Annotated in this window: 1 protein-coding gene; it reads right to left on the bottom strand. The window is 59.7% G+C overall.

The window, feature by feature from the left end:
• Positions 1-427, bottom strand: a 427-nt coding sequence (locus tag JWG43_RS18665) for a GTP-binding protein (RefSeq protein ID WP_205244414.1), incomplete at both ends; no start/stop codon positions are given.

Below are 427 nucleotides of genomic sequence, written 5' to 3'. Positions count from 1 at the left end.
CCTGGATGGTGTGGCCCTGACCGGTCTGATACAGATAGGTCTCGTCCTTGTAGAGGTGGTAGACCCCCTTGAAGGACTTGCCGCAGCCGATGGGCCAAGTGATGGGGGCGCACATGATCTTCAGCTCGCGCTCCACCTCGTCCATGACCTCCATGGGATCGCGCACTTCGCGGTCCAGCTTGTTCATGAAGGTGAGGATGGGGGTGTCCCGCAGCCGGGTCACTTCCATCAGCTTGCGGGTCCGATCTTCGACGCCCTTGGCGGCATCGATGACCATCAGGCAGCAATCCACAGCCGTGAGCGTACGATAGGTATCTTCGGAGAAGTCCTCGTGACCCGGGGTATCGAGCAGATTGACCAGACAGTCCGCATAGGGGAACTGCATCACGGAGGTGGTGATGGAGATACCGCGCTGCTTCTCCATCTC

The organism is Desulfobulbus alkaliphilus (genome assembly GCF_016918545.1).
In the GTDB taxonomy this organism is placed as follows: domain Bacteria; phylum Desulfobacterota; class Desulfobulbia; order Desulfobulbales; family Desulfobulbaceae; genus Desulfobulbus; species Desulfobulbus alkaliphilus.
This window is presented reverse-complemented; position numbering and strand designations above follow the sequence as displayed.